The sequence below is a fragment of the Desulfopila inferna genome, from assembly GCF_016919005.1.
In the GTDB taxonomy this organism is placed as follows: domain Bacteria; phylum Desulfobacterota; class Desulfobulbia; order Desulfobulbales; family Desulfocapsaceae; genus Desulfopila_A; species Desulfopila_A inferna.
Genome location: NZ_JAFFQE010000001.1, coordinates 297,488 through 321,345, shown reverse-complemented (window position 1 = coordinate 321,345; position 23,858 = coordinate 297,488). Strand labels below are relative to the sequence as shown.

The following is a 23,858-nucleotide window of genomic DNA, read 5'->3' as shown; positions in this document are numbered from 1 at the left end:
CCTCGTTAATCAAGATGATCTCGTCAAAAATCATCGAAGTTGCCGGGTTGGAATCTGCGACAAGCACCCGTACGGGCATAAACTCCGACTTCAAGAAAGTTCGATCTACATCGATGTGGATCAAGCTTTTTTTTATATTCTATCAATCAAGTAAGGTGCGAGGATCGGTGATCCTGCCGGTTACAGCTGCGGCAGCCGCGGAATAGGGGCTCAGCAGGTGCACCATGCCGCCTTTGCCCATACGTCCGTTGAAGTTTCGATTGGTGGTAGAGGCACAAACCTCACCCTCGGCCAACACACCTGCACTCATGCCCAGACAGGCACCGCATGTCGGGTTGAGAACACAGAAACCCGCGTCCATAAAAATCTTTATCAGACCTTCATCGAGAGCCATGCTGTAAATATGTGGGGTGGCAGGAGTCACTATTCCCCGGACACCGGGTGCAAGAGATCTGTCTTTCAGTATTTGAGCGGCTTCGCGCAGATCTTCAATGCGCCCGTTGGTGCAGGAACCGATATAGACCTGGTCGACGGCTGTATCTTCGATCGATTCTATATCCACCACCTGGTCCGGTTTAAACTGAACAGTCATCTGGGGAACCAGGGTGCTGACATCAATATGTATGGTATCCTCAAAGACGGCATCTTCATCTGAATGCCATTTAAGGAAGTCCTCGACGGCAGCCTCAAGAGAGATGTAATCATCCTTGATGGATGGCCAGAGATATTCTGCCGTAACTCTGTCTGGCATGCAGATTCCGCTGGTAGCACCAGCCTCCACCGCCATATTACAGAGTGTCATCCGTTGCGACATATTGAAAGCATCGACAACCGGTCCAACAAACTCGATTACCTTGTCCGTGCCGCCGTTTACAGTAATCTTTTTTATTATGGCCAGAATGACATCCTTTGCAGAGACTCCTTTTCGAAGTTCGCCGGTTAGGTAGATTCTGAGGGTTTTCGGTTTCCTGAAAGAACAGACGCCCTTGTAGATGCCAACTTCCAGGTCGGTTGTGCCGACGCCCGCGGCGAATGCTCCGAAAGCGCCATGCGTACAAGTATGGGAATCTCCCATAATGGCAGTGTAACCGGGACGTATAAATCCTTTCTCAGGGAACAATGCATGGCAGACTCCATTGGCCCCAATATCAAAAAAATCTTTAATATTATGCCGTTTTGCCCAATCACGCAGGATCTTTCCCTGGGTAGCGGTCTTGGAATCCTTTGCAGGTGTCACATGGTCGATTACAGCCTTGATCTTATTGGGATCAAAGACTGAATCCATACCTTTTTCGACAAGATCCATAATGGCGATGGGTGTGGTAATTTCATGGCACATCACCACATCAAGATCGAGAACCATATTTTCCGGGGTGGGATTATCACGGAGATGGGCCTCGAATATTTTTTGTGCAATGGTTTTTCCCATTCGTTAACTCCAGTACGTTTCATTAGCTATTAACCAACACCTTGAATGTATATAAAAATGTTGCCGGATATTGATGAATTACCTCTCTGCGCTCACCAGAATATTGAGCCAAGCGAGTCAGGAAGGGCTGACAATTTACCCGATTAATGGTAATATTGCCATTATATAATCAACCTCTAAAAACAGGATCCTTGGCAATATAGCCAGAGTGTCTATCTCTTAATCAGGTTAAATACGGATGATAAAAATTATTACATTTCCGAAGATTCTATTCTTCTTCTCCATAATCTCTTTCTTTTTCCATGGCACTCAAATCTCTTATGGTGCACATGGCCTATCGATTGACGATACTTTAAAATACGAGAAAGGTTTTAAACAGTTCGAGTATACCTCTGCAGAGGCCCGCAAGGGTGGACGGCTCATTCTTCACAGTATAGGTGGTTTTGATAAAATGAACCCATATACACTTAAAGGTATCACTCCCTTTGGTCTTGAGGAACTGGTCTTTGAGCCTCTTGCGATCTCGAGCCTTGACGAACCATTTGCTAAATACGGTCTCATTGCCGAAGATATCGAGGTGGCTGAGGATAAACTTTCCATGACCCTGGTGCTCGATGAGGGCGCCGCCTTCTCAGATGGGAGTGAAGTTACCGCTGAAGATGTTCTATTTTCATTAAACATTATGAAAAGCAACAAAGTTCACCCCCTTTATGCAGATTATTATTTTGATATCAAAGGTGCTGAAATACTGAATAAACATACCATAAAGTTCATATTCAGCCAGAAAAACAGAGAATTGCCACTGATCGCTCTGTCAATACCAATTTTTTCCAAGGCCTTTTATTCAGAACATGAGTTCGGTCAGGAAGATTTACGTGTTCCGCCTCTGGGTACTGGTCCCTATATCGTGGAAAAGATCGTTCAGGGAAAGACCATCGTCTACAAAAGAAACCCCAACTACTGGGCAAAGGAGAAGAGTGTACGTCGAGGGATGTACAATTTCGATACTATTACCATAAAGTACTACAAAGATCAGACCGTCTCGGTGGAGGCATTTAAGGCAGGTGAATTTGACGTGCTCTTTGTGAATATTGCCAAACAGTGGGCCCGCGATATGACCGGACCGAAATTTGAAAACGGCACCATCGTAAAAAAACTGTTTCCCCACATGAATAATGCCGGGATGCAGGGGCTGGTCATGAACCTGAGAAATCCTCTTTTTGCCGATGTTCGGGTCCGGGAAGCATTATCTCTTGCCTTCGATTTTGAGTGGACCAACAGATCGCTTTTTTACAATCAGTACACCAGAAGTGATTCCTTTTTCAGTAATTCCTATCTTGCCGCAACGGATAAACCGCAGGGGCTTGAACTGCAATATCTGAAGGAGTTTGAAGACGAACTCCCCGAACGAATTTTCACGACTCCACTGCAACCGCCGGTTAATGAAGAGGAGGGCGACCGTCGCGAAAATTTGCTGCGAGCCAAAGCCTTGCTCAATGAAGCCGGCTGGCAGGTGGAGAATGGGGGGCTGGTCAACGACAAGGGGCAGCCGTTTGAGTTTGAGATTCTCTTGGTTTCGCCCAGTTTCAGCCGGGTAATGGCGCCCTATGTAAAGAATCTCTCCAGGCTTGGAATCAGGGCAGATTACAGGGTCCTGGATCAGGCTCTGTATACTGAAAGGGTACAGAATTTCGACTTTGATATGATCATTAGTGTTTTCAGCCAGTCCCAATCCCCTGGAAATGAACAGAAGAACTACTGGCATTCTGAAGCTGCCGACAAGCCAGGATCAGGTAATATTGCAGGAATACGTTCTCCAGCCGTTGACGCCCTGGTCGAAAAAATCATCTACGCAACAACCCAGGATGAACTGACAGCAGCCACCAAGGCTCTTGACAGAGTACTATGGTACGGTTTTTACGTCGTTCCCAACTGGCATGTGAGCGGGCACAGATTGGCCTATTACGATAAATTTGAACACCCACGGACTTTGCCTAAATACTATAACTATTTCCAACTGCTGATGACCTGGTGGGCCAAATAAAGTAGTGTTATTATAACTGAGTGGCTTTTCATTTTACTAACCTTTTAATTTTCTTAAATTATTGTTCTATTGAAGTATTTCGGCCTTTTTTCCTTGACTAGGAGTTTTGAATTTTGATAACCTTCTATTGGGTTAGGCATTTCGCAGCTGTTCGGGGAAAAGGGATGCCAAGGTTTAAGGTTGACAGAAATACTGTCGTTCAATGGAGGGTTTTGAGTATGTTAGATCGTGTTAAGGGAAAGGTGAAGTGGTTTAATGCAAGCAAAGGGTATGGCTTTCTTGAGAGACCAAATGGAGAGGCCGATGTTTTCGTGCACTTCAGCGCCATTCAGGGCGAAGGCTTTCGCAGCCTGGAGGAAGGTGAAAACGTTGAGTTTTCCGTAGCAAAAACCGATAAAGGTCTGCAGGCTGAAAATGTCGCTAAAATGATGTAGCCGTCTCTTCGTCATCATGCCTAAAAGCCCGCCGTTCTCTGTACCGGCGGGCTTTTTTTTTAATTTTCCTATTCAGCCGCAGACAGACCAAATCATCAAGCCTGACAGCACCGGCCCGAACATGAAGAACCATTTCTTAAAAAGAATTACCGTTATCAATGAGTTTTGACATAAGTATGGAAAATTTTCCAGAGCACAAAGTTGTAACCATAAATGAAAAACAACTTTTCACCCTTCGAGCGAGCCTGTCAGGCTCGTGAAATATCCGGGCTGGCTTTTTTTATTCCTTTCATTTCCGCTCAATTTCTGGTAGTCCTTCTCTCCCTTGATGAAAATTCTGGAATACATCCTTCAGATGCATATGTGGATTCGTAATGCCCGGTCCTGCATCGTTGTAGATCTGAAAATGCCATTCGCCGGACCACATGTACTGCCAAATCGCCGTTTCAGTTACTACGCCTGGTATATCGTACCTTCTCGTAGTCGGAGTTGATGCCCGTACGGGTGCTTATCGCAGAGACCATCCCGGCAAATTCATGACTTTTTACAAGATCATACATGAAAACCATTAAACTTACACTGGATTCAGAAACAGAAACCAAGAAATTCGGTATCGGTCTCGGAAAACTCGCCGGCCAAGGGGATGTTATTTGTCTGGACGGTCAGCTGGGTTCCGGAAAAACGACCTTGACCCAAGCTATTGCCTTGGGAATGGGCATTGACAAAAATTGCTATGTGACCAGTCCTTCCTTCAATATATTCCACGAATATCCAGGCATTATACCACTCTATCACATGGACTTCTACCGACTGTCGAACAGCGATGATGTCGTGGAAATGGGACTTGATGAATATTTTTACGGATCAGGTGTGACGGTGATTGAATGGGCCGGCAAAGCCTTGGATATTCTGCCGCAGGACAGATTGTCAATTTTTCTCACCGGCAGTGGTCAGAATGCAAGAGTTGCTGTTTGTACATACCCGGAAGCCTTATGGCAGGAAAGAGTTACTGTATTACTGAAAACTGTCTCAAGGTCATAATGATGGACGTTTTTGTTGCCCGTCAGCCAATATTCGACAGAGAAAAAATACTCTTTGGATACGAACTTCTCTTCCGGGAAGGAAATTCCAATGTTTTTCCGGACATAGATGGAGATACAGCGACAACCAGCCTGTTGTCTTCTTCGTTTTTCACCGTCGGAATAGACAGAATTGCCGTAGGTAAGCCAGCTTTTATTAATTTCACAGAAGATTTGATTAAAGAAGGAACGCCGCACCTCTTTCCTCAAGATAAACTGGTGGTTGAAATACTGGAAAGCGTCTCACCGGATCCAAAGACCATACAGGCCTGCAGGGAGTTGAAGGAGCAGGGATATATGCTGGCCCTCGATGATTTCGTCTATTCCGGATCATTCGATGAGTTGCTCGAGCTTGTCGATATCGTAAAGATAGATTTTCGCCTGACCTCAAGAGAAACTATCGAAACTATGATCACCTCGCTGTTATCCAGAGGCTGTAAAATCCTTGCGGAAAAGATAGAGACATATGAAGAGTTTAACGCCGCAGCCTCTCTGGGGTTCCAATATTTTCAAGGATATTTTTTTTCCAGACCGGAGATCCTCAAAAACAAAGAACTCTCTGCATCTCAGTTGATAATGCTGCAGCTGCTGGCCCAGCTCAATTCTGCGGAATTCGATATATCCACACTGGAAGAACTGGTTATCCAGGATGTTTCCATATCTTATAAGCTGTTAAACTATCTCAACTCTGCTCATTTCAGCAGGCTGCAGCCGATATCTTCGATCAAACAGGCTATAAGCTTTCTCGGGGAGAAAAGTTTCAAGCTTTTCGTAAGTCTCATCGTCACCAGCAAACTTGCTGAAAACAAGCCTCTTGAGCTTATCCGCCTCTCCATCGTCCGTGCCCGTTTCCTTGAACTGGTCGGCATTGAAACCGGTAGAGACAGCAGTGAGATGTTCCTGTTGGGGTTGTTCTCCCTCATTGACGCAATGCTCGATAAGAATATGGAAGAGATTTTCAGCAAGCTTCCTCTGTCATGGAACATCCAGTCGGCCCTTCTGCACCGGCAGGGTGAGCTGTTCTTTTTTCTGCGCCTTCTGGAAAGTTATGAAACCGGCAATTGGGTAGCTTTTAAATATGCCCATAAAAAAGCTGCAATTGATAGTGGAAAAGTAGTAGAATTTTACCTCGAATCTCTCAGGTGGGCCGAATCATTCAACCAGGAATGATTTTTATCTCAATCTGAATGCAAAAGAGAGCAGTAAGCATCATGCTCAGTGACTGTTCTCATAAAATTTATTACATCTTTTATATTATGAAAAAGCAAAAAGTTACATTTTCGGACTGTCTCAAAACCTTTACTATAGATCAGGATAAGGCAATTTCGCCTGAAGAAACAGTTAAGCGTTTCTACGCTAAACTGGAAAAACCAAATATCAAAATCCTGAGTGAAGTGAAACGGATCGATAACGGCAGACTTGATATCCCGGTTTACTTTAGCGTGTGCGGGGAAGATGCGGTCAATATAATCGGTACCAAAAAACAGATGGGCAAAGGGGCCTCCCCTATGCAGGCCAAGGCATCCGCCTGTATGGAACTTGCTGAACGTTTTTCCTTCTTCTCCTTTAAGAACTCTGCCGCCAACTTCATCACAGGGGACTATGCCGCTATGCGTTCTCAGGGATATCCGGTGATGGAGCTTCATTACCTCCTGCAGTCTGTCCATGATGAAAAAACCGACGAGGCAACCCTGGAAAGACTTCTTGCCGAAATTCCCATGCAGTGGACCTGGGCCACCAATATTACCAAGAACGAAGAGGTTCTGATTCCCTTTTCCTGGTTCTATGCGATCAATGAATTTAACGGTCCTTCGGCCGGTAATACTTACGAAGAGGCGGCTCTGCAGGGAATCAGTGAGATCGTTGAACGACATGTCTGCTCGGTAATTACCCACAACCAAATGGCGACACCGACAATAGATCCTGACTCTGTGCAAGATCCAGTCGCACGAAAGCTTATTGACACATTCGAAAAAAATGGAATTCAGCTTTATCTTAATGATTTTTCACTGAATACTGGAATCTGTACGGTAGGAGCTCTTGCTGTTGATCCTGCGACATTTCCGGAGAAGAGTGAAATAGTTTACACAGCCGGGACAACCCCTGATGCAGAGAAGGCCATAATCAGGGCGATAACCGAGGTTGCCCAGCTTGCCGGTGATTTCAACTCCAATTCAAATTACGTTGCCTCGGGCCTTCCCAAACCACTTTCGCTTGCCGAAGTTGAATATGTGACCAATCCGGGCCTGCACACAACTGTTTCCAGGATGAACGATCTCTCTCACAATAATATCAAGGTTGAGGTTGAAAACTGTACAGCCGCCCTTGAGAAAATCGGAATGGACATTTTCATGATTGATGTGGCTCATGAAGATCTTGAAATTCCAGCTCTTTATACCATCATTCCCGGAGCCCATTTTCGTGAGCGTTCGATGATCCGTTCAGTGGGATTATTTGCCGCCAAGCTGGTGGTTGAACTTATTGACAATCCAGGTGAAATTGAGGAAGCTCTGGACCGGATGAGCGAAGTGTCGCCGGATACCTACTATGTTGAATTTTATCGAGGCCGGAATCTATTTAACCTCGAGCTCTATGAAGAAGCGCTGCCACATTTTGAGAAATCTCTGTTGCTTGATCCGGAAAAAGAGGATCTGCCATATATCTATTCCTATCAAGGCAACTGTCTCTCCAAGATAGGTCAATATGATGCTGCTATTGCCGCTCTTATCAAGGGATGTCATGAAGATGATGAACGCCCCGATCTTTATAATCTTCTCGGCGTATGTTACTTTAAAAAAGAACTGTACGAGAAAGCCATTGAGTGTTTCAAACGCGCAGTCGATCTTAATCCGACCTCGGCAATGGACTACGCCAATCTTGGGGTAAATTACGCCAAATTAGGAAAAGATAATGAGGCTGTACAATTTTTCACCCTTGCACTGACTCTGGATTCCTCCCTGGATTTTGCACAGGATTATCTCGATAGGCTTCTAGCGGAAAAGCAAAAATGAGATAGTGAGGGAAATGGCATGGCATCGACTTTTCCCTCACTTACCTGTGCTACAGAAAATACAAGCAATGTAAGGTATTATAAGATGAAATCCTGCCTTTCCATCTATTGACCTGTTCAAAGCCCATTCCTGAAATCACTTGATAATTTGTGGGGTCATCTTTATTATCATAAATTTTCGGCTTCAAAAATGTGCATTTTTTTTTGATTTCCTGAGACACGAGAAACTCTTCATGAAAAAGATTTTTCTGCTGCGACATGGCTCAACAACGCTCACCGACAGATATGTAGGTGTTTCCGATATAGAATTATCAGAAAATGGAATAGAAGAGATTCTCGCTCAAGTTCCATATGTTGCCCGGCATTCCTTTCCGATAATTTTCTGCAGCCCCTTGAGAAGATGCCGACAAACCAGAGAGGCTTTGGGGCTTCATCGGGATGTAATTTACGATGAACGAATAGCTGAGATCAATTTCGGAAAATGGGAGGGGAAAACTTTTTCTGAAATTGCCTGCTCGTCGCCCGATCTGGTAGAGGAATGGCGTTGTGCCGGCAGTTCATTTTGTTTTCCCGGAGGGGAAAAGCTAGCTGATTTTTATGAGCGCATCAATGATTTTGCCTCTTCGGTTCACGCCGCCGAAGCCGGGAAAATTCTTATCATTTCCCATGGGGGGGTAATTCGACACCTGGTTTGCCGTTTCCTGAATTTATCTTTTGACTCGTATTTATACTTTAAGGTCGAGTGCGGAAAATTTACCATACTTGACCTGCATAGCGATGGCGGAATTTTGACAGGATTAAACAATGGAGTGATACGTGTCTGATATTATTCTCGTTACCGGTGGATCAAGAAGCGGCAAAAGCCTTTATGCCCAACAACGCGCCGAAGCAATAGAGGGGAAGAGGATGTTTATCGCCACCTGTCCCAAAATCGATCCGGAGATGGATGATCGGATAACAAAACATAAGCGGGACAGACAGGGAAAGGGATGGTTTACCATTGAAGAAGAGGTGGAGATCAGCACTGTACTGCGGTCTCATCGTGATGTTGATGTTATTCTTGTCGATTGTCTGACGTTATGGGTCAACAACCTTATATACAAAGACCGCGAGACATGCCGGAGCATCGACGAAGCCCAGATGTCCCTTCTCTGTGAAGAAATGCTAAGAGTAGGCAGTAGCCATCCCGCCACTATTATTTTTGTTACAAATGAAATTGGATCAGGTATTGTGCCGGAGTCTCCCGCGACCAGACACTACCGGGATCTTGTCGGCAGATGCAATCAAAACATCGCTCAAGGCGCCGATGAAGTGGTACTGGTCTGTTGCGGTCTTCCACTCACATTGAAAAAATACAAACCCAGCTGAGCTGGACTCTTTACAGCACCCCCTTGGGGTACAAGAACCTTTAGACAGATTAATTTCTTGCAAAAAAAATACCAGAAAGAGATCTGTAAGATACTAAGAACAGGATTGATTCATGAGCACACTGGAAAAAACTCTCAAGAGGATCTTCCCTCAGGACAGCATTAGTCGGGAGGAGGCAAAAAACAGACTCGATCAGCTCGCCATACCGTATTGGGCCCTCGGAGATCTCATGGATCTTGCCATTGAAATAGCCGGGATGACGCGTACGATCAAACCGGCCGTAAAGCGAAAGGCCATTGTGACCATGGCCGGGGATCATGGTGTGACCGTTGAAGGCATCAGCAAGTTTCCCAGTGAGGTCACACCTCAGATGGTTGCCAATTTTGTCAATGGAGGGGCAGGAATTAATGCTCTTGCCCGCCAGGCAGGCGCGGACATCTTTGTGGTCGATATGGGCGTAAATGCCGACCTCAACAATTTGGCCAGTTCCGGAAAGATTATCAATAAAAAGGTTGGCTTAGGGACTGATAACATTGCCCGGGGTCCTGCCATGAGCCATGCCATGGCCAGACGCGCAATCGAATCCGGAATCGAGATAGCCGATGAACTTTCGAAAAGCTACGATATATTCGGCACCGGAGATATGGGGATCGGAAATACCACTCCTTCTACAGCCATTGCTGCGGTGTTTACCAAAAAAGATGTGGCCGAACTGACGGGTAGGGGGACCGGTCTCGATGACCAACAGCTTCTCCACAAGATAAAAATAGTAGAGAAGGCCATCGCGATCAACAATCCCAACGCTGCGAAGGGGCTGGATGTTCTGGCCAAAATAGGTGGTTTTGAAATTGGCGGGATTGCCGGATTGATCCTGGGGGCGGCCGCTAACTCCAAACCTGTCATTGTCGATGGATTTATCTCTACAGCCGGGGCGATGATTGCATCATCCATCGAACCCTTTGTCAGGGATTATCTGATTTTTTCCCATAAGTCAGTAGAACCTGGACATGAAGCCATGCAGACTTATCTTGGCTGCAACAAACCGCTTCTTGATCTTAATCTGCGGCTTGGAGAAGGAACAGGTGGTGCATTGGCCATGAACCTGGTTGAGGCTGCGGTTGCGATCTTGACGGAAGTTTCCACCTTTGAAGAAGCTGCAGTGGCAAATGCCGACAAGTAGGAAATCTTGAGTCTCTCGATTATGAAGAGCAATCTGATCTGTTTTTTAACCGCACTGCGCTTTCTCACCATCCTGCCGCTGCCCTGGTACGCCGACAGGGATAGCGAATATTTCGCCAAATGCGGTAATTATTTTTCCCTGGTCGGCTTGCTCATAGGTATTGGCGGAGTTATTCTCACTTCATTGCTGGCCCAATTTTTACCGCCGCCGCTTTTTTCCTGTGTAATTATCCTTTACCTTGCAATTATTTCAGGATTTCTCCATCTCGATGGTCTTGCCGATACGGCTGATGGCTTTCTCAGCGCCCGACCGAAAGAAAAGATTCTGGTTATCATGCATGACAGCAGAAGCGGGGCGATGGGAGTTATCGCCCTGGTGCTGCTGCTGCTCTTTAAATTTGCCGCTCTGCTCTCTATCCCCACTGAGAAGGTCGCTGCTGCAGTTCTTTTCATGCCGCTTGGGGGAAGATGTGCGCTGGTAATTTCCATGGCCTATCTCCCCTGTGCACGAGAGGGTGGACTGGGCAGGCTCTTCTCTGTCACGAAGAACCTGCTTACTCCGGCATTGGCAATTTTGGTCATCCTCGTTACCGGTGTGTTCAGCAATTTTCTTTTCGCGCTTCTGACTCTGGCTGCGCTTCTGTCTACCGTTTTTCTGTTTGGAATGTGGTGCAGAAAAGTATTGGGCGGAACGACCGGTGATACGCTTGGAGCTGTCTGCGAACTCACAGAAACAGCTGTAGCTATGTTTTTTGCTATATATCTCAACCTTTAATGAGCATCAAATGGGAAAGAATGACACCGTCACCCTGAATAACGGACATGGCGGCAATATCCATCTATTGTCACGGCAGGCATCGGGACAGAATCCGATTATTGATTTCAGTGCAAATATAAACCCCAAAGGACCACCGGTTTGGCTGCGCGCCACCATCAGTAAAGAGCTTTCCGGTATCATTCATTATCCCGATCCTGACTGTTATACCTTTATAGAAGCAATTGCCGACTTTCACCAGATAAGCAAAGACAGCATCATCGCAGCCAACGGTACCACCGAACTACTCTATGCCTTGCCTGGGGCTTTGCAGTGCCGCAGGGCGGTTATCCCGGTTCCTTCCTATATCGATTACCAGAAGGTGATGGAACTGAATGGCCTGGAAATCCTACAATTTCCCCTGTCACCGAAAAACAATTTTCAGCTCGATATGAATGCTCTTGCAGAGGTCATTCAGCCCGACGATATTGTAATCATCGGCTCCCCCAATAATCCGACCGCCGGCCTGGTCGAGCCTGCGGCAATAGCCAGACTTGCCGAAAGATTTCCTCATTCCTGGTTTCTCATTGATGAAGCTTTTTTGGATTTTGTTCCAGGAAGAACGTCCGTTGCCGGTATATCGGCAAACATCATTACCTTGAACTCCCTTACTAAATTTTATGCCATTCCGGGACTGCGTCTCGGCTTCGGCAGTTTCCCAGTATCCATCGCAGAGAAACTCAGGCAGGTTCTGCCTCCATGGACGGTCAATTCACTTGCCCAGGCGGTTGGAGCAAAACTCTTCGCCGATACCGACTACCGTGAGAAAACTTTAAATTATCTGCGGGGTGTTCAAACAGAGTTGTTCGATACACTTTCGACCTTCAGGGAAATTACGGTATTTCCCTCGGAGGTCAATTATTTCCTGGTAAGGATCGAGACGAAAAGCAACGTCCGGATTCTAGCTAAGCACCTGTTGCAATACCACAATATTGCTATACGAGATTGCAGCAACTACGCAGGTTTAAGTAAAAAATATTTTCGCATTGCCGTAAAGACTCCTGAAGAGAACGCTCAACTCATAAATGGTTTAGAGGTGTTTTTCGGGAAGAGCAAAAAGGGCCGCAAAGGAAGACCCCATCGCTCCTCCCTGATGATCCAGGGAACTTCTTCAAATGCCGGCAAATCAGTACTGGTCGCTGCTCTGTGCAGAATTCTCATTCAGGATGGTGTGCGTGTCGCCCCTTTCAAGGCACAGAATATGTCGCTCAATTCTTTTGTGACGTATGACGGCCTGGAGATGGGACGTGCCCAGGTAGTCCAGGCTCAGGCCGCCAGACTGGATCCCGATGTGCGCATGAACCCGGTCCTGCTCAAGCCGAACTCGGACATCGGCAGCCAGATTATTGTTCATGGAAAACCGGTAGGCAATATGAGCGTCTCTCAATATGTAGCATATAAAAAAGAGGCAGGAAGTGCGGCCTGCAGGAGTTATGATGAACTCGCTTCAGAATTCGACGCCGTCATCCTCGAGGGTGCCGGGTCTCCCGGTGAGGTAAATTTAAAGCATCATGACATTGTCAATATGCAGATGGCGCATTATGCCCAAGCTCCGGTTTTGCTGGTTGGTGATATTGACAGGGGAGGAGTTTACGCTTCGTTTGTCGGCACCATGGAGGTTCTGGAAGAGTGGGAGAGACAACTGATAGCCGGATTTCTGGTGAATCGTTTTCGTGGAGATGCCTCCCTGCTTGAAAGCGCTCACCGTTATCTGCTCGACCATACAGGTAAACCGGTTCTGGGTACCATACCATACATCAGAGAATTGAATATTCCCGAAGAGGACTCGGTTTCCTTCAAGGAAGGAAAGTTGCAGAAAGTGCGGCCGCAGGGAGAATATGTCGAGATAGCTTTGATTAATCTGCCTCATATATCAAATTTTACCGACATCGAACCATTTCTGGAAGAGCCCGATGTTTTTCTTAACATCGTCAACTCGAAAGACGATCTCGGTGAGCCTCTGGCTATCATATTGCCGGGATCAAAAAACGTGATGGGGGATATCGAATATCTTCACTCGACCGGGCTGGCGGAGGAGATTAAAGAAAGAGCCGCAAAGGGCTGCGAGATTGTAGGAATCTGTGGAGGCTATCAGATATTAGGGAAAAGTGTTGAAGACCCGCATTCAGTTGAATCAGACAAGGAGACCAGACAGGGCCTCGGTCTCCTTGATATTACAACTTCCCTTGCCGCCGAAAAGACACTTGTACGCCGCAGTGGAAAACACATCCTTACGGGAATCGAGGTTCATGGATATGAAATCCACCATGGTATTTCAACCGGTTCGGTAACTCCTCTGCTTCGCTTCGACGATCGATCGATTTGTGGAAATCGGCATAGTGAACGACCTATATGGGGCGCTTATCTTCATGGCGTTTTTGATTCCGATCTCTTCAGGCGCTGGTTTATTGATAACTTACGAAGCAAAGCCGGATTATCAAGGGTGGAGCAAATCGTTGCTCCTTATAATCTGGAAGATGCCTTTGATAATCTGGCCAAAGTAGTGCGCAGCTCTATTGATATGGACAGGGTTTACCGTCTATTGGGTCTCTGAGAATTGCCTGAACATATATTTTTCTATTCATACCTTATGATTTTTGAAATTCTTTTTATTATAGCGCTACTGCTGGACGGTGTTCTCGGCGATCCCAGATGGTATCCACATCCGGTCAGAATCATAGCAGCACTGGCGCAATCCCTGGAAAAAGTGTTGCGCATGATTATTGCCGATGAAAGGTCGGCAGGTCTGGCGGTTACGTTTTTAACTCTGCTCGTCACACTGTCGACGATGACATCTCTTCTTTATCTTGCTGGAGTGTATTCAATCCTGCTTCAGGCCGTATTTGCCGTTCTTATTATGTATTCTCTTATAGCGGTGAAGGATCTGCTGGTGCACAGCCAGGCGGTCTATGCCTCGCTCTCCCCTGTGGAAAATCTAGAGGATGCCAGAAATGCAGTGGGTCGTATCGTCGGCAGGGATACTGAATACCTGCAGAATGAAGAAGTGTGCAGGGCGTGCATCGAGACGGTCGCGGAAAATATGGTTGATGGAATAACCGCGCCTCTTTTCTGGGCCGTTGTTTTCTCCCTGTTCGCCGCCTTCACACCCCTGAGTGAAATTGCAATGGCCGCAATAGGTATGACAATGTATAAGACGATCAACACCATGGATTCCATGTTCGGGTATAAAAATGAGGTATATCTCTACTTTGGCTGGGCGCCCGCTCGGCTTGACGATGTAGCTAACTTCATACCGGCACGCCTCAGTGGGCTGGCCGTTGTCCTGACCTCATTTCTGATGGGGTATGACGGAAAAAACAGCTGCAGAATTTTTTTTCGCGATCGGCACAATCATTCCAGCCCGAATGCCGGTCATACCGAAGCCGCACTTGCCGGCGCCCTCGGTTTTCAATTCGGCGGTCCCTTAAGCTATTTTGGTGAGATAGTGATAAAACCATTCATCGGCGACGACACAGAAAGAATTTTGCCGCATCACATTATCGAGGCGAACAGGATTATTCTGACTGCGTCATTTGTATGTATTTTTTTTCTTCTGCTCGGTAGAAATATTTGCATTTGGGCAACGATGGTTTTATGATGCGCGGCATATTTGGGCTTTAAAAATGAAAGATTATCTCTCACGTTGCCTTTTTGGATCTTCTGTAAACTCAGCATCTTGCAAGAAAACATTTGTTTAAAGGTCTTAATATCCCTCAACGGGGTACTGTAAAGAGTCCAGTTCAGCTGGGTGATATTTTAAACTAATCCATAAGCTTTGAACTATTTGTCCATAAGGATATAATTATATAGGTGCTTTAATCTGCCTGAAAGATTTTCCACAATGAATTACCACTCATCCTGTTTTCCTTATTTTTCTTAACATGATTATATTATTTCGCATATTTATAGTCATCTGTATTTGTATGTACTGTCCCTCGGTATTTGCTGAGGATAATGAGGATTTTTCTGAAAAAACTCAAAATGATTTACAGGAAGAAGGTCTTGATGTGACAAAAATTGATAAAGAACTGGTCGAACAACTGTCCACGGAAGAGCAGGAGTGGTATAACAAGTTTCAAAACGGTCTTATGTTCTTTTCCGGCTGGAAAGAAATTTCTGAAGAGATTCTTACCTGCCTTCCCATGGAAGAAAGGCCGGAGGCGCAACGTCTACTAGAGACACTGGGCATACGTATCGGAACGGAATGGTCGAAGGACAATACTGAAAGAAAAATAGATACCGACCAACTCCAGACTTGGGGCGACAAATTACGTGAGGCACGTAAAAGTGGGGCGCAGCAGCTCGCGGATACGGTAAACAAAATCACCATCGAAGTAAATGATATTCTCGACCCGGGTTTCAATGAAAATATCGCCTCGGACTCTCCATAAGAACTCCTTAACCTGATGCTCCATTTTTCCTGTTATTAAGCTTGACTTCCAGGAGGTCGGATGCTAGAGGTTTTCCGGTCATACACAATTTTTTTTGATTTAACTTCGGAGGGAAGAATTATGGAACGAACATTTGCAATTATAAAGCCCGATGCTTTCCGTGCCGGCAACGCCGGAAAAATATTGGCACGCATCTATGAGGAAGGTTTTACTGTAAGGGGATTAAAAAAACTCTATCTAAGTAAGGTTGAGGCTGAGGGATTTTACTATGTGCACAAGGATAGACCGTTTTTTGCCGAACTTACCGATTTCATGAGCAGCGGACCATGTGTGGTCATGGTTCTTGAAGCGGATGGCGCCATAGGGAAATGGCGGAAACTGATGGGGGCAACTAACCCGGACGACGCAGAGGAAGGGACTCTGCGGCGACAATTTGGAACTTTTGTCGGAGAAAATGCAACACACGGTTCCGATGCACCGGAAACCGCGGCATTTGAAATAGGGTATTTCTTTTCCGGCCTGGAACTGCTCTAGTTGTTAAATAAAAATCTGATTACCTCTGAACTCAGCATCCCGGCTCAGAACGGGATTGCTCTTTCAGCGGGAAGCCATAAACTCGTACACGAGGGCTTCTCTGCAGCCGTCCGGGCTGCAGAGACCCGTGAACAGAGCAGTCCCGATTCTGAGCAGAGGATTCAGGGTAATCAGGAATAAAAAATGGTAATTGAGGGGCTCGTAAAAGCTTTCACTTGAAAAATCAGTTGCCATTTTTTTTATTCAACACTTCGCACTCCAATTCCCCCTGATGGAGGTGCACATTGATGACGGCTCCTCTTTCTACCTGATCAGACCTGGTTATTATCACTTTGCCCCCTGCCGGAACTCCTTCTTTGCTCACTATTGAATAACCGCGAGATAAAATAGAAAGCGGGCTCACCGAATCCAGCAGGGCAGCCTGCCTGATGAAACTTTCCTCTTTACGTTCAATAGTTCGATGTATTCTGGCGGAGAGCTGATGGCGAAGATGGAGAAGCTTCTGTTCCTGATGGGTTATTTTTTGAAGCGGCGCCTGGTTGCGCAGTCTGTCGACGGTATTTTCAAGCTTGGCAGTCAGATGTGATATCTTGCGTTGAATACAGTTGGATAGAGAAATAGTCTGATAATCGAGCTTAAGATGGTAATTTGCCAGAAATAAATCCAGATCACCGATTATTCTGCGCAGATTGCTAATTTTTTCTTCATTTTCTCCAAGGCGACGCTGCATCTTTTCCATCAGAAATTGTTTATAATTACTGAAAACCTTCGCAAGGGCACCGCTGTCCGCTATAATTGCTTCCGCCGCCGCGGTTGGTGTATGAGTGTGCAGGTCTGCACATAAATCGGCAATGGTGATGTCGGTGTCATGACCAATTCCGCTGACAACGGGAAGGGTGGCCTCATGGATTGCCCGAGCAGTCCGCTCTTCATTAAAAGACCAGAGATCCTCCAGTGAGCCTCCGCCTCGTATTAGAACAAGGACATCTGCATCGGTTGAACAACAGGCCATTTCAATGGCGGCGGCTATTTCAGCGGAGGCATTTTTGCCCTGTACGGTTACGGGAATAATGGAAATTTTTCCCCAAAATTTTCTCATTGAGGCTATTTTTAAAAAATCCCGAACTGCGGCCCCGGTGGGAGAAGTGACCAGGGCTATGTGGTCAGGGAATGCAGGGATCGCTATTTTATTGTCACTATGAAAAAGACCTTCTGCTGAAAGCCTTCTCTTGAGCTTCTCAAATTGTATCTGCAGATCTCCGGTGCCGGTAAAATCCATGGTATCAACAATGATTTGATATTCCCCGCGCGGTTCGTACACCGAGAGTTTACCATGACAGATAATGGATTGACCTTCCTTGATTTTCCCGGGCAGATATCTCTGCTGTCCCTTGAAGAGAACCGCCTTTATCTGGGCATCGCGGTCTTTCAGAGTAAAATACATATGTCCGGAATAGGGGATACGCAGATTTGAGATCTCTCCCTGGATATGAATGAACCTATATTGCAGTTCCAGGCTGCTTTTAATGGACTGGGTAAGTTCGGATACGGTGAGAATGTTGATGGTGTCTGCGTAGTTCATAATTTATGCATGGACATACAATAGGCTCGAAAAGGCTGCAAAACATCTCAGAGAGTTTGACAAAAAGTTTAGAAACGGTCACTGGCCGAATAAAGTCTATATTACGAATAGACAGTAATTATTCTATATATTATAAAGGAAGATTTAAATCGTTATTTTCTACAAAATCAATACTCATTGTCAATTGTTTCGGAGGAATATATGTCAGAACGGAGTCCGTTTGAAAAAATTCATGTAGATGAAAGAGACAAGGCCGATCTGGGCGGAGTCCTTGATCAGTTGAACCTGCCGCCGGCTGTTATAGATTTTGTGCGGAAAAACCAGAAAAGCATATTCATTATTATTGGTGTGGTTACGGTTATTGTCGTTGTCTGGGCGCTGTATGGATCCTATGAGGATAACAGACGTGCCGAAAGCAGTACGGCTTTAACAGTAGCGCAAAACCTTGAAGACGAGAAAAGGATGAAGGCACTGGAGCAGGTTGCCACTGATTATTCCGGAACAGATGCTGCTAACTGGGCTAAAATAGAACTGGCAAGAGATGCAATTAAAAATGATAATCTGGAAAAAGCACTGCAGCAGTATGGCGAAGTCAGCGAGGACATAAGCACCACAAATCCTCTCTATCCCCTGGTCACCTTCGGCCTGGCCCAGGTTCAGGAATCCCTTGCACATTACGACGAGGCGATACAGCATTATACAACTTTGAAAAATATCACCGGATATGAAAGTATCGGCTATAACGGCACGGCCCGTATCCACGAAATCCAGGGGAACATTCAATCGGCAATCAACGAATATGAGCAATATCGAGGTACATTGAGCGGTGACTCAACTGGTACCGGTGAACATGCCTACATAACTGAAAAAATATCGAGATTAAAGGCATCAATGTGATAATCGTTAAGAATGCCTCGCATCTTGCCCCACAGATAAGCCAATGGAAACGAGAAGGAAAGACCATTGGACTCGTGCCTACCATGGGGTTTTTTCATGCCGGTCATCTGGCATTGATGCAGGAGGCGGGGAAGCAATGCAACAAAACTGTGGTCAGTATTTTCGTCAACCCGCGCCAGTTTGGTCCAGGGGAGGATTTGGAGAAATACCCCAGGAGTTTTGACAGGGATGCGCAACTTGCAAAGGAAGCAGGAGTGGACCTTCTTTTTGCTCCAACGCCTGAAGAGATGTATCCCAGAGGATACCAGACCTCTATTTCGGTACAAAACCTTTCTAAGGGTCTTTGCGGCCAAAGCCGTCCCGGTCACTTCGATGGCGTTGCCACTGTCGTGGCAAAACTTTTTAATCTGGTCCAACCTGATACAGCCGTTTTTGGTGAAAAGGATTTTCAGCAGCTTGCTCTTCTACGACAGATGAATGCTGATCTAAACTTTGGCGTTGATATCATTGGTCATCCTATAGTAAGAGAAAAAGACGGACTGGCCATGAGTTCCCGGAACCAGTATCTTGATAGGGATGAGAGGAAAACGGCTGTATGTCTTTATAAGGCATTGCAGCATGGAATCAAGAAAATAGCTGAATCACAAAGAATCCCGGTAGTTAAGCTCATAGAAGAACTGCAAGACATTGTCAATGAAGGGCAGGGATGCAGAGCTGATTATATAGCCGTTGTCGATCCGGCAACCCTGGAATCACAGGAAGTTGCCCAAAAAGGTGCTCTTGTAGCGCTGGCCGTTTTTATCAACGACAAAGTGCGACTCATAGACAATGCTATTCTCTAGATATACTGTTACTTATCGGCAGCAGCCATCCTCCTCTTCCGGGCACTGTCGAAAATTTTAATGAGGTTTGGTTATTTGCTCATTCGAACCTGCCTGAATACTTTTTAAAAAATATTTAATGGATTACTATTTTTATGCTGATAGAAATGCTGAAAGCCAAGCTTCACAAGGCAACAATAACCCAGGCTGATCTTACCTACGAGGGTAGCCTGACCATAGATAGAGATCTTATGGACGCCGTCGGCATCATTCCGTTCGAAATGGTCAGGGTATACAACATCAACAATGGTGAAAGGTTTGAAACCTATGCTATCGCCGGCGAAAGACGGTCCGGAATGATCGGCCTGAACGGCGCCGCGGCCAGAAAAGGGATGGTCGGAGATCGAATCATCATCGCCACTTTTGCTCACTTTTCCAGCACTGAATTGGAAGGATACCATCCCAGAATTGCCTTGATCGACCAAAATAACACGATAAAACAGATGTTAACCAAATAAACCCAATCTTCATGGAAGGAGGCCTTGCAATGCCGGGTTTTGAGCTTTTTGGAGAAGAAGAAAAAAAAGAAATTGCGGATGTCCTTGATACAGGCGTTCTCTTCAGATATGAATTCCCCGAGCAGAGAAAAGGAATTTATAAGGTTAAAGAGCTTGAGGATAAGTTTGCCGCGTATTGCGGAGTGACTCATGCCCAGGCGGTAACATCAGGAACTGCTGCGTTAAAAGTAGCCCTTATGGCTCTGGGAGTTGGACCTGGAGATGAGGTAATAACTCAGGGCTTTACTTTTGTCGCAACCTGGGAGGCAATCCTCGATGTCGGCGCTATTCCTGTTTTTACGGAAGTCAATGAAACCCTGAATATGGATCCTGCGGATCTGAGAAAAAAGATCAACGACAGAACAAAGTGTATCATTCCTGTACATATGCTCGGCTCCGCTGCCGAAATCAGTGAGATTATCTCTATTGCAGAGGAGTTCGGCATTCCTGTTCTGGAAGATACTGCACAGGCTGCCGGAGGAAAAGTCAACGGCAGGTCCCTGGGATCATTTGGCAGATGCGGCACCTTCTCTTTTGATCCGGTAAAAACCATGACCACCGGAGAAGGGGGAATGATCATTACCAACGACGAGCAACTGTGGCGGAACATGTCTGAATATCATGACCATGGCCATGATCATATTCCTAATCCCGGCACTCGTGGAGGCGAAGGCAGAAATTTTATCGGTTTTAACTACCGAATGATGGAACTGCAGGGAGCTATAGGTATTGCTCAGCTCGCCAAGCTGGATTTCATGATCAAGCAGCAGAAACAGCACAAGGCTAAACTGCAACAGGCGGCCTTATCGATCCCAGGTGTAACTCTGCGAAAAATCATCGATGCAGAAGGGGACTCCGCTACTTTCTTTGCCTTCCTGCTGGCAGATAAGGAACAGTGTCAAAGAGTGAACCGACATCTCAGAGAAAAGGGCGCCGGTGCCATTAATTTCTCGGAAAACACCTGGCATTTCTATCCTCAATGGGAACATCTTCTCGCTGGTTCGACGCTTACCTCTTCGGGATGGCCTTTTTCTACACCGGAGGGAAAGAGAAGGGTGGTTTACAGCCCTGAACTCCTGCCTAAATCCACCGCTATCCTGGAGCGCACTCTGGTATTTCCGATCTCAGTAAAAATGGATGACGATAGGTTGAAAAATATATGCGAAGCACTGCAAGGTGCCGCTGCCGTTTAGAAGAAAAAATCACGAGGAGTATTTTTTTACTCCTCGTAATGGGTATTGGCTTAAGTTTCCTGCCGGGATGTGACTCTGCTTGGCGCAGGCTTGGAGAACTTTCGAGATGTCAGGCGTAGAGCCTGAAATGACGATTTGGGGGCATCGTGTGGATACGCAGTAACGCCTTTTCGGATCTACAATGATGTATATCGAGCTTTTTACGACTCAAACATTATTTTTTATAAAATTTATGGGAGCCGTACTGATTGACATACTGGAGTTCAGATGCCCAATAGGGATCAATCTTATCAAGATGGTAAAAAGTCGCCCCCGTAGTGAAATCATGAGTTTGAAGGGCAAGATAAACGGAATGCATGCATTTGAAAAAAGCTTGCGGATCATCGGGGATATATGATTTTTTTTGAAATGTCCAGGAGAACTGATATGGTTGCCGTACAACCTCCTTTATCGATAAGTTAAGAGTTTCGGCCCGATTAAGGGTAACATGAGCAACAGCAACCTGACCTACCTGCGGTTCCGACCGCGCTTCGTGGTACACATTGAGAGTCAGCCACAAAATTCCTTCTAAAATTGTCATACTTTCCCTCCTCACACGCCATATTAAGCAAAAGATCAGAAATCTGACTATTTACCAATACTGCGAAATTTCGCCAGCGAAGGTTTTTGCTGATTGCAATACTACTCACTGAGTTTAACCTGAGGCATGTATCTGTTCAGAAGGTTAAATCTAGGGAGTACCAGGAATTTAAAAACCATGAATACCAGGCAAAAAAGCCTGCAAAGGTAGCTAAAGTACCCGCAGAACTCTACTTCCACGCCGGGTTACCAGGCAGACGAAAAAAGCGACCATTGTATATTATTGTGTGACTACGTCAAGAATTTTGTTATAGCAGAAATGTTAATTCGTTCCAGACAGATCGTTTTCTTATTGCAATTATAGGAAAATAATCAGTCAAATGTTCTTATCCAAGTCATCAGGGTTAAATATATTCTATATAAAAGAAAAATTTTTGTCCAATGCCGGAGATAAAAAAAAATCCCAGAAAGATCTAAGGAGTGAAAGTTATACGAGAAAATAACTCAATAAAAAAGATAGGACAATCAGAAGGAGGCCTTGAATGTTCAAAATACATTCGGGGCCAGCAACTATAAAACTTTTCCCTGGAGAGAGTGGTGCCCTGCATGATGGATTTTGACTGATATCAGGCTGCCTGGCTCAAAGATGGAAGGAGCCTCTATATGGACGATATGATTGGTGATGGATCGGCACTGATATTTTCCTGCACTTCCAGATTCAACCATTACCTCATATATCCTGCCTATATGCTTGTTATTCTGATCCAGACATATTTCGTTCTGCCTATTTTGAAAAAGCCGTAATCGGCGAGATTTTTCTTCTTCATCAACTTTCCCGGCGAGCTTGACGGACGAAGTACCCGGTCTGTCGGAATATTTAAACGAGAAAGAGCCATCAAATCGGACAATCTCCAGTAGTTCCATGGTCTTTTGAAAGTCGTCCTCCGTTTCCCCGGGAAAACCAACTATAATATCCGTAGTCAGAATGATCTCAGGGCAATATTCTCGTAGGTCCTGGACGAGTTGTATATATTTCTCCATGGTATATTTACGATTCATCCGTTTAAGTACTTTATCGGAGCCGGATTGGACAGGGAGATGAAACTGCGGACAAAGGTTGGGGAGATCCCTAAAGCATCTCATCAAATCATGGGACAGGTCTTTGGGATTTGAAGTAGTAAAACGAAGCCTTTTCAAATTAGGCACCTGAGAGACCTTTTTCAGAAGCTGCGGAAAGGAGCACGCGGAACCATCATCGCTTACCTGATTGGTTAATCCATAGGAATTGACGTTCTGGCCAAGTAGGGTGATATCTTGCACACCTGATTCAACCAATACTTTAACTTCATCAACTATGTCTTTGAACATTCGAGACACTTCTCGCCCGCGTGTATGCGGAACAACACAATACGTACAATAATTATTGCAGCCCTGCATGATGGTTACAAATTTACTAAAAGGTCTTTTACCGCCCGAGAATTGAGGTGCTTCCCAGTTATCGTGTGTTTCCGTTTCCGGAATGAACCGAGGGATCTGATAATCAGTTTTGAGTTCGGTTGCCACCTGGCTGTGTTTGTCGGTGTTGGCAATTAATGCCGGAATCTGGTTGATATGCTGAGTTCCGACTACCAGATTGACATGAGGCATTCGCTCTATTAAAGCCTTGCCTTCCTGCTGAGCAACACATCCAGCCACACAAATTTTCAATTTTGGATTCCGCTTTTTATTTTTACGGAGATAGCCAAGCAAACTCATGACCTTCTGCTCTGCCTTTGCGCGTATGGAACACGTATTGAGGACAATAAGATCGGCAGAATCCATATCCAGAGCTTCAACGTAATCATGCTGTTGCAAGGATTGGGCAATGATTTCAGAATCGCGTTCGTTCATCTGGCAACCAAAGGTTTTAATAAAAAATGACGAGGACATAATATAGAGAAAGTAGGG

Annotated in this window: 21 protein-coding genes; 17 read left to right on the top strand and 4 right to left on the bottom strand. The window is 45.6% G+C overall.

The window, feature by feature from the left end; translation table 11 throughout:
* Nucleotides 1-142 precede the first annotated feature (142 nt).
* Nucleotides 143-1,429 carry a 3-isopropylmalate dehydratase large subunit gene (locus JWG88_RS01290; RefSeq protein ID WP_205231876.1) on the bottom strand — a complete coding sequence of 429 codons (1,287 nt, stop codon included), beginning with the start codon at nucleotides 1,427-1,429 and terminating at the stop codon, nucleotides 143-145.
* 238 nt (nucleotides 1,430-1,667) lie between these two features.
* Between JWG88_RS01290 and JWG88_RS01285 the strand changes: the two genes are divergently transcribed.
* The 13 genes from JWG88_RS01285 to ndk all read left to right on the top strand — a co-directional run bounded on the left by JWG88_RS01285 (nucleotide 1,668) and on the right by ndk (nucleotide 16,282).
* Nucleotides 1,668-3,473 carry an extracellular solute-binding protein gene (locus tag JWG88_RS01285; RefSeq protein WP_205231875.1) on the top strand — a complete coding sequence of 602 codons (1,806 nt, stop codon included), beginning with the start codon at nucleotides 1,668-1,670 and terminating at the stop codon, nucleotides 3,471-3,473.
* Nucleotides 3,474-3,691: 218 nt separating this feature from the next.
* The gene (locus JWG88_RS01280) at nucleotides 3,692-3,907 is read left to right on the top strand and encodes a cold-shock protein (RefSeq protein WP_205231874.1); all 216 of its coding nucleotides are present in this window, start codon (nucleotides 3,692-3,694) and stop codon (nucleotides 3,905-3,907) included.
* A gap of 558 nt (nucleotides 3,908-4,465) precedes the next feature.
* Complete coding sequence (tsaE, locus tag JWG88_RS01275; protein ID WP_205231873.1) at nucleotides 4,466-4,948, top strand: tRNA (adenosine(37)-N6)-threonylcarbamoyltransferase complex ATPase subunit type 1 TsaE; 483 nt, start codon at nucleotides 4,466-4,468, stop codon at nucleotides 4,946-4,948.
* Nucleotides 4,900-6,156, top strand: a complete 1,257-nt coding sequence (locus tag JWG88_RS01270; RefSeq protein ID WP_205231872.1) for an EAL and HDOD domain-containing protein — start codon at nucleotides 4,900-4,902, stop codon at nucleotides 6,154-6,156. The genes tsaE and JWG88_RS01270 overlap by 49 nt, the downstream gene beginning before the upstream one ends.
* 86 nt (nucleotides 6,157-6,242) lie before the next feature.
* Nucleotides 6,243-7,997, top strand: coding sequence for a YcaO-like family protein (locus JWG88_RS01265; RefSeq protein WP_205231871.1), 1,755 nt, complete (start codon nucleotides 6,243-6,245; stop codon nucleotides 7,995-7,997).
* Between the two features lie 232 nt (nucleotides 7,998-8,229).
* Entirely contained in the window at nucleotides 8,230-8,820 is a 591-nt protein-coding gene (locus tag JWG88_RS01260; RefSeq protein WP_205231870.1) for a histidine phosphatase family protein, read from the top strand.
* Nucleotides 8,813-9,364, top strand: coding sequence for a bifunctional adenosylcobinamide kinase/adenosylcobinamide-phosphate guanylyltransferase (gene cobU, locus JWG88_RS01255; RefSeq protein WP_205231869.1), 552 nt, complete (start codon nucleotides 8,813-8,815; stop codon nucleotides 9,362-9,364). The genes JWG88_RS01260 and cobU overlap by 8 nt, the downstream gene beginning before the upstream one ends.
* Nucleotides 9,365-9,476: 112 nt before the next feature.
* Nucleotides 9,477-10,544 (top strand): nicotinate-nucleotide--dimethylbenzimidazole phosphoribosyltransferase, encoded by a 1,068-nt coding sequence (cobT, locus tag JWG88_RS01250; RefSeq protein WP_205231868.1) that lies wholly within the window; start codon nucleotides 9,477-9,479, stop codon nucleotides 10,542-10,544.
* Nucleotides 10,545-10,565: 21 nt separating this feature from the next.
* On the top strand, nucleotides 10,566-11,318 hold the full coding sequence (gene cobS / locus JWG88_RS01245) for an adenosylcobinamide-GDP ribazoletransferase (protein WP_205231867.1): 753 nt from the start codon (nucleotides 10,566-10,568) through the stop codon (nucleotides 11,316-11,318).
* Nucleotides 11,319-11,328: 10 nt separating this feature from the next.
* Nucleotides 11,329-13,911 carry a cobyric acid synthase gene (locus JWG88_RS01240; RefSeq protein WP_205231866.1) on the top strand — a complete coding sequence of 861 codons (2,583 nt, stop codon included), beginning with the start codon at nucleotides 11,329-11,331 and terminating at the stop codon, nucleotides 13,909-13,911.
* Nucleotides 13,912-13,947: 36 nt separating this feature from the next.
* Nucleotides 13,948-14,955: an adenosylcobinamide-phosphate synthase CbiB gene (cbiB, locus tag JWG88_RS01235; protein ID WP_205231865.1), complete on the top strand. Its 1,008-nt coding sequence runs from the start codon at nucleotides 13,948-13,950 to the stop codon at nucleotides 14,953-14,955.
* A 409-nt stretch (nucleotides 14,956-15,364) separates the two neighbouring features.
* Nucleotides 15,365-15,748, top strand: coding sequence for a hypothetical protein (locus JWG88_RS01230; RefSeq protein ID WP_205231864.1), 384 nt, complete (start codon nucleotides 15,365-15,367; stop codon nucleotides 15,746-15,748).
* Between the two features lie 120 nt (nucleotides 15,749-15,868).
* Nucleotides 15,869-16,282, top strand: coding sequence for a nucleoside-diphosphate kinase (ndk, locus tag JWG88_RS01225; RefSeq protein WP_205231863.1), 414 nt, complete (start codon nucleotides 15,869-15,871; stop codon nucleotides 16,280-16,282).
* 223 nt (nucleotides 16,283-16,505) lie between these two features.
* Here the strand turns inward: ndk and xseA are convergent, their stop codons facing one another.
* Nucleotides 16,506-17,864: an exodeoxyribonuclease VII large subunit gene (gene xseA / locus JWG88_RS01220; RefSeq protein ID WP_205231862.1), complete on the bottom strand. Its 1,359-nt coding sequence runs from the start codon at nucleotides 17,862-17,864 to the stop codon at nucleotides 16,506-16,508.
* Between the two features lie 201 nt (nucleotides 17,865-18,065).
* Between xseA and JWG88_RS01215 the strand changes: the two genes are divergently transcribed.
* The 4 genes from JWG88_RS01215 (at nucleotide 18,066) to JWG88_RS01200 (ending at nucleotide 21,332) form a co-directional block, all read left to right on the top strand.
* Nucleotides 18,066-18,761 (top strand): YfgM family protein, encoded by a 696-nt coding sequence (locus JWG88_RS01215; RefSeq protein ID WP_205231861.1) that lies wholly within the window; start codon nucleotides 18,066-18,068, stop codon nucleotides 18,759-18,761.
* Nucleotides 18,758-19,603 carry a pantoate--beta-alanine ligase gene (gene panC / locus JWG88_RS01210; protein ID WP_205231860.1) on the top strand — a complete coding sequence of 282 codons (846 nt, stop codon included), beginning with the start codon at nucleotides 18,758-18,760 and terminating at the stop codon, nucleotides 19,601-19,603. The genes JWG88_RS01215 and panC overlap by 4 nt, the downstream gene beginning before the upstream one ends.
* Before the next feature lie 146 nt (nucleotides 19,604-19,749).
* The gene (gene panD / locus JWG88_RS01205) at nucleotides 19,750-20,100 is read left to right on the top strand and encodes an aspartate 1-decarboxylase (RefSeq protein ID WP_306793031.1); all 351 of its coding nucleotides are present in this window, start codon (nucleotides 19,750-19,752) and stop codon (nucleotides 20,098-20,100) included.
* Between the two features lie 29 nt (nucleotides 20,101-20,129).
* Nucleotides 20,130-21,332, top strand: a complete 1,203-nt coding sequence (locus JWG88_RS01200) for a DegT/DnrJ/EryC1/StrS family aminotransferase (RefSeq protein ID WP_205231858.1) — start codon at nucleotides 20,130-20,132, stop codon at nucleotides 21,330-21,332.
* Between the two features lie 214 nt (nucleotides 21,333-21,546).
* On the opposite strand, the gene JWG88_RS01195 is transcribed toward JWG88_RS01200, so the two are convergent.
* Together JWG88_RS01195 and miaB are read right to left on the bottom strand one after the other, a co-directional pair.
* Nucleotides 21,547-21,912: a cell wall hydrolase gene (locus JWG88_RS01195; RefSeq protein WP_205231857.1), complete on the bottom strand. Its 366-nt coding sequence runs from the start codon at nucleotides 21,910-21,912 to the stop codon at nucleotides 21,547-21,549.
* A gap of 569 nt (nucleotides 21,913-22,481) precedes the next feature.
* On the bottom strand, nucleotides 22,482-23,840 hold the full coding sequence (miaB, locus tag JWG88_RS01190) for a tRNA (N6-isopentenyl adenosine(37)-C2)-methylthiotransferase MiaB (protein WP_306793030.1): 1,359 nt from the start codon (nucleotides 23,838-23,840) through the stop codon (nucleotides 22,482-22,484).
* Nucleotides 23,841-23,858: the final 18 nt, after the last annotated feature.